The following is a 6,206-nucleotide window of genomic DNA, read 5'->3' as shown; positions in this document are numbered from 1 at the left end:
GCCACAGCCAGTAACTGCCGAGGTAGCCGTTCCACAGCAGGGACCACAGCAGCCAGCCGCCGAGGAAGGAGATCAGGCCGCCAGCTCGTCGCCGGCGCCCTGATCTCCTTCCTCGGCGGCTGGCTGCTGTGGTCCCTGCTGTGGAACGGCTACCTCGGCAGTTACTGGCTGTGGCCGCTGCTCGCCCTGACCCCCGACTCCTGGCGCCGGGCGGGCGGCAACCAGACCGCCTACCTGTGGGCCTCGTACCTCTACTACGCGCTCATCGGCGGCGCCCTGCTGGTCTTCTTCGCCCGCATCGGCCGCTGGGCCGAACTGTGGCGCCGCTTCATCACCACCCCGCTCCGGCGGTCCCGCGAGGAGGAGGCCGCGGCCGCCAGCCGCGAACCCGCCGACCCCGCGCAGGACCCGGCGGCCTTCCCCGCGCTCCGCCAGGGCGGCGCCGCCGACGCCGCGGACCGGCTCGCCGAGGACGCGCGCTCCGGGCTGATGAACGACGTCGACTTCGCCCGCCTGTCCCGCGCCTGGCAGTCCGTGCGCTCCGAGCCCGGCCGGCTGACCGCCTTCACCGACACCGTCCTGCGCTACGGGGCCGCCGCCTGCGCCCACCCGTCCGGCGCCCGCGACCTGCCCGCCCGTGCCGCCCGGCACGACCTGCTCGCCGGCCAGGTCCGCATCGGCGCCGCGCCCGACGACGAGCGCAACCCCCGCTCCCACCGCGGCGCCGGCTACGCCCTCGACCCGTCCGTGCTCGGCACGTCCCTGCTGGCCGTCGGGCCGCCCGGCTCCGGCAAGACCGTGCGCCTGGTGCGGCCCGCGCTGGAGCTCATGTGCCTGCAGGCCCTCGCCGGGCGGGCGGCCGTGGTCGTGGTCGGCACCGAGGGGGCACGGCTCGCACCGGACGAGTCCTTCGACGTCGTCGTCAAGATCGGCCATCCCGACTCCGCGTACGACCTCGACCTGTACGGCGGCACCTCCGACCCCGACGAGGCCGCGGGCTTCCTCTCCGAGGCCCTCGTCGGCGACCTCGCCGCGGCGCTGCCCGGCGGCGACAGCCGCCGCGCCGCCACCGCCCTCGCCCAGCTCCTCGGGCCCTTCCACGCCGCCCACGGCCGCTTCCCCTCCGTCCCCGAGCTGCGCGAACTCCTCGACGGCACCCCCTCGGCCCTGGCCGCGCTCCGCTCCGCCCTCCAGGCCCGCGGCGGCGCCGCCCAGGGCCAGCTGCGCGAACTCGACGCACGGGAACGGCAGTCCGCCCGGCCCGGCGACGCGGGCCCGCTGCTCGCCGACCGCATCGCGCTGCTCGACCGGCCCGCGTTCGCCGGGTTCTTCGACACCACCGGCGGCAGCCACCCGTTCTCGCTGCGGGGCCTCGAGCACCCGCTCCGGGTCCGCATCGACCTCCCGGAGCGGGGCCACGCCGAGGTCTCCCGGATGCTGGCGCGGCTCGTCCTCGCCCAGTTCGCCGAGTGCGCCACGGCCCGGCAGGACCGCTCCCTGTTCGCCTGCCTCGTCCTCGACGACGCCTCCCACACGGTGACCGCGGAATCCGTGCGCGGCCTGCAGCGCATGCGCTCCGCCAACGCCGGCGCGGTGCTCACGCTGCGCACGCTGGACGACGTCCCCGAAGTGCTCCGGGGTGCCCTGCTCGGCGCCGTCGGCTGCCGGGCCGCCCTGGCCGGCCTCACGGCCTGGGACGGCGCGCGGTTCGCCGAGGTGTGGGGCAAGGAGTGGGTGGACGTCCACGACGTCACGAACCGCCAGATCGTCGCGGACGAGCCGCTCACGCGGGTGCTGCATGCCGTGCGGCGCCTGGTGACCGGGAAGGCGGTCACGGCGGAGTCGGTGACGGTGCGCCGGGTCGAGCGCGAGCGCTGGTCCGCGTCCGAGCTCGCGCACGGGGTCCCTGCGGGGCACGCGGTCGTCTCCCTCACCGCGGTCGACGGGGAGCACGCCCCTCCGGTGCTGGTCGATCTGCGCGCCTGAGCGGTTTCTGTGCGGGTGCGTTGCGCTTCGCAGACCGGGGTTCGCGGTACGGCCCGTCGTTCGTGTGCGGGTGCGGTGCGCCTGCGGCGGGCATCCCCCGCCCTCCCTCCCGATTGCCCGGCGCGGTCAGTGCGGGCCTGCGCAACGTGTGCCTGGGTCGGGGCCGCGCCGGCGCACTCCCCCAGCCTTCGGCCGGGGGGACCCCCACAGCGCTCGCGGTTTACGCCTACATCGTTGGGCACCGCGTGCTCCGCTCGTCTCCCCCAGCCTTCGGCCGGGGGGACCCCCATGGGCGCACCCCGCCACACCCCCTCACGCCGGTTGGGGCGCATGACGGCCGGTGGGGGGTGAGTGGGGCACTTGCGGCAACCCCGGACCGCCTTCTCACCCCGTCCGGCCGTTAGTCGCCTACACGACCGAAGGGGGTGTGGCGGGGTGCCCCCTCGGCCGAAGGCTGGGGGCGTACCCCGGCGCGGCACCGACCCCACACCAACGGAGCGCAGGCCCGCACTGACCGCGCCGGGCAATCGGGAGGGCGGGTGGGGGAGAAACCGCAACAGCAACAACCGCGGCGCCGCACACGAAGACGGCACCGCACCGCAGGTATACGGTGAGGCAGAATCGGATGTGAACGCACTCCGAGATGGAGAAAAAGCCCGTGCCCCCCACGCTCGCCTCGCTGCTGCGGAACCCCGTCCTGAAGCTGGCCGTCCTCGCCGGAGGCGACCGCCTGGGGGAGGCCGCCGTCCGCTGGGTGCACACCAGCGAGCTGGACGACCCGGCGCCGTACCTGGAGGGCGGCGAGCTGCTGCTCACCACGGGCCTCAAGCTGGACGTCGGCTCGCCCGAGGTGCTCGGCCAGTACGTGGCGCGCCTGGCCGGGGCCGGCGTCGTGGGCCTCGGGTTCGGCGTGGGGCTGAGCCATGACACCGTGCCGCAGGCGCTCGTGGACGCGGCGGCCGCGCACCGGCTGCCGTTGCTGGAGGTGCCGCACAAGACCCCGTTCATCGCGATCAGCAAGGCCGTCTCCGCGGAGCTTGCTGCCGACCGGTACAAGGCGGTGACCGCGGGGTTCGAGGCGCAGCGGGAGCTGACCCGGGCGGCGCTCGCTCCGGACGGGACGACGGCGCTGCTGTCGCGGCTGGCGGCGCACCTGAACGGCTGGGCGGCGCTGTACGACGCGTCGGGCGCGGTGGTGGCCGCGGCGCCGGAGTGGGCGGGGCGGCGGGCGGCGCGGCTCGCCGGGGAGGTGGAGCGGCTGCGCGGCAGGCCCGCCCCGGCCAGTGCGGCGGTCGCGGGACCGGCCGGCACCGAGGACCGCGTGGAGCTGCAGTCACTGGGCACCGGCCGGCGCCCCCGCGGTTTCCTCGCGGTCGGCACGGAGGAGCGGCTGGACACCTCGGACCGCTACCTCGTGCATGCCGCCGTCGCGCTGCTGACGCTGTCGCTGGAGCAGTCCCGCGCGCTGCAGGACACCGAGCAGCGGCTGGGCGCCGCGCTGCTGCGGATGCTGCTGGCCGGCGAGCCCGAGCACGCCCGCACCGTGGCCGGCCGGCTGTACGGCGGGCTGTTCGACGCCCCCGTGCGCGTGCTGGTCGCCGAGCGTGCGGAGGCCGCGGGGGACGCCGTGGGGCTGCTGGCCGAGCGGGTGGAGGCGGCCGGGATGCGGGCCGCGGAGCCCGTGCTGGCGGTGCGGGACCAGGACCGGCTGACGGTGCTCGCGGCCGCGGACGGCGCGGTGATGCCGGCCTGCGTGGCGGTGGTCGACGGGAGCGAGGACCTGGTGGCCGGGCTGTCCGCCGCGGTGGGTGCCGCGGGTGTCCCGGGCGCGCACGAGCAGGCCGAGCGCGCGCTGGCGGTCGCCCGGCGGCGGGGCCGCAGTCTCATCGAGCACGACGAGGTCGGTTCCGGCTCGGTGCTGCCGCTGCTGAGCGACGAGGCGGTACGGGCCTTCTCCGACGGCCTGTTGCGGCCGCTGCGCGAGCACGACGCCACCGCCCGAGGTGACCTGGTCGCGTCCCTGCGGGCGTGGCTGTCCCGGCACGGGCAGTGGGACGCCGCCGCGGCGGACCTCGGGGTCCACCGGCACACGCTGCGCTACCGGATGCGGCGCGTGGAGGAGATCCTCGGGCGCTCGCTGGACGACCCGGACGTCCGCATGGAGCTGTGGCTGGCCCTCAAGTCCGGCGGCTGACACGGTCTGCCAAAACGTCGCACAGGGCGGGACCCGCAGGACGCTCTGGACAAGACCGGCCGGGTGCCGCCCGCCCTACCGTGGTCCGCATGAGCACCTCCACCGCCTTCTGGCTCGCCGGCCGCCCCGCCACCGGCGAGGACACCTTCGATGTCGTGAACCCGTACGACGGCAGCGTCGTGGCCTCCGTCGGCGTGCCGACCCCCGCCCAGGTGGAGGAGGCCGTCGCCGCCGCCAAGGCGGTCGAGGCGGAGTTCGCCGCGACCCCCGCCCACGTGCGGGCCGCGGCCCTGGACCACGTGTCGAAGCGGCTGGCGGAGCGCTCCGAGGAGATCGCCCGGCTGATCACCGCGGAGAACGGCAAGCCGGTCAAGTGGGCCCGCGGCGAGGTCGGCCGTGCCGTGTCCGTCTTCCGCTGGGCGGCGGAGGAGGCGCGCCGCTTCAACAGCGGCGAGGCCCAGCGCCTGGACACCGACGCGGGCGGCGTGGGCCGCCTCGCGCTGACCCGGCGCTTCCCGCGCGGCAGCGTGCTCGGCATCGCGCCGTTCAACTTCCCGCTGAACCTGGTGGCCCACAAGGTCGCCCCGGCGATAGCGGTCGGCACGCCGATCATCCTGAAGCCGGCCCCGGCGACCCCGCTCTCCGCGCTCCTCCTGGGCGAGATCCTGGCCGAGACCGACCTGCCGGCCGGTTCGTGGAGCGTGCTCACCGTCCCGAACGACCGCATGCCCGCCCTCGTCCGGGACGAGCGGCTGCCGGTCATCTCCTTCACCGGCTCCGACCGGGTCGGCTACCAGATCATGGACTCGGTGCCGCGCAAGCACACCACCCTGGAGCTGGGCGGCAACGCCGCAGCCGTCGTCCTGGCCGACTGGTCCTCCGAGGAGGACCTGGAGTGGGCGGCGAACCGCATCGCCACCTTCTCCAACTACCAGGGCGGCCAGTCCTGCATCTCCGTCCAGCGGGTCATCGCCGACGCGTCCGTGTACGACCGGCTGGTGGAGAAGGTCGTCGCCAAGGTCCGCGCCCAGGTCACCGGCGACCCCTCGGACGACGCCACCGACGTCGGCCCGCTCGTCGACGAGAAGGCCGCCGAGCGCGTGGAGTCGTGGGTCGAGGACGCGCTGGGCAAGGGCGCCAAGCTGCTGACCGGCGGCCGGCGCGACGGCGCCGCCTACGAGCCGACCGTGCTCGCCGACCTGCCGGCGGACGCGATCATCGCCACCGAGGAGGTCTTCGGCCCCGTCCTGTCCCTGCACAAGGTGGACGGCACCGACGAGGCCTTCGCGGCGGTCAACGACTCCAAGTTCGGTCTGCAGAGCGGGGTGTTCACCCACGACCTGCAGATCGCCTTCCGCGCCCACCGCGAGCTGGAGGTGGGCGGCGTCATCATCGGCGACGCCCCCTCCTACCGGGCCGACCAGATGCCCTACGGCGGCGTCAAGGACTCCGGCGTGGGCCGCGAGGGCGTCAAGTACGCCATGGACGACTACACCTACGAGCGGGTCCTGGTCCTGACCGGTCTCGCTCTGTAGTCCTCAGGGCAGGACGAGCCACCCCTTCCAGCGGCCGGGGCGCATGTGCGGTGCGCCCCGGCCGCGCCGTTCGCGCGTCGGCATGGGCACGCCATATGCGGTGACCAGGTGCCGATCACCCTGGAGGGGCCGCCCGCCCCCCAGCCCCGAGAGCCCGGCGTTCACCCGAGTGGAGTGGAGCGCCCTCGTGGATCCGGCGGTGCGTCCGGTGCCCGCCGAGAACGCCGCGCCGCTGCCCGTCGCACGGTCGGCCGCGGGCACCGAGCCGACCGTCGTGGCCGTGCCCGACGCCGCCGGCCGGGGCGCTGGCGCAGAGGTTGTCCGGGGGCGCGCTGCACGCGGGCGTCGCCGGCCTCGCGCTCGCCGAATCCGGCGGGGCCCACCGGGAGCTGACATGGGGTCAGGGTGTCCGGTAGTGCCGGCCGACGGCAGCGGCAGGGCGGAGGTCGGCTCGGCCGTCGCCGCCCTCACCGGCCCCGTCCCCCGAGGGC

3 protein-coding genes are annotated in these 6,206 nt (G+C 75.7%); all 3 read left to right on the top strand.

Features of this window, described 5'->3' with window-relative positions; translation table 11 throughout:
* Positions 1 to 1,986: type IV secretory system conjugative DNA transfer family protein (locus PV350_RS43375; RefSeq protein WP_500338881.1), on the top strand; the 1,986-nt coding region annotated here is incomplete at its 5' end.
* Positions 1,987 to 2,644: 658 nt separating this feature from the next.
* Positions 2,645 to 4,180: a PucR family transcriptional regulator gene (locus PV350_RS43370; protein ID WP_500338880.1), complete on the top strand. Its 1,536-nt coding sequence runs from the start codon at positions 2,645 to 2,647 to the stop codon at positions 4,178 to 4,180.
* Positions 4,181 to 4,269: 89 nt separating this feature from the next.
* Positions 4,270 to 5,715 (top strand): aldehyde dehydrogenase family protein, encoded by a 1,446-nt coding sequence (locus PV350_RS43365; RefSeq protein ID WP_499514300.1) that lies wholly within the window; start codon positions 4,270 to 4,272, stop codon positions 5,713 to 5,715.
* Positions 5,716 to 6,206: the final 491 nt, after the last annotated feature.

Origin of the sequence: Streptomyces sp. PA03-6a, from assembly GCF_033792765.1 — a bacterium.
Taxonomy (GTDB): domain Bacteria; phylum Actinomycetota; class Actinomycetes; order Streptomycetales; family Streptomycetaceae; genus Actinacidiphila.
Note: the sequence above shows the minus strand (reverse complement) of the source record. Positions and strands in the feature narration are given on the sequence as shown.

What these genes read in the sequence shown, in the direction of transcription:
- PV350_RS43365 (WP_499514300.1), top strand. Translation starts at nt 4,270, where the DNA reads ATGAGCACCTCCACCGCCTTCTGGCTCGCCGGCCGCCCCGCCACCGGC.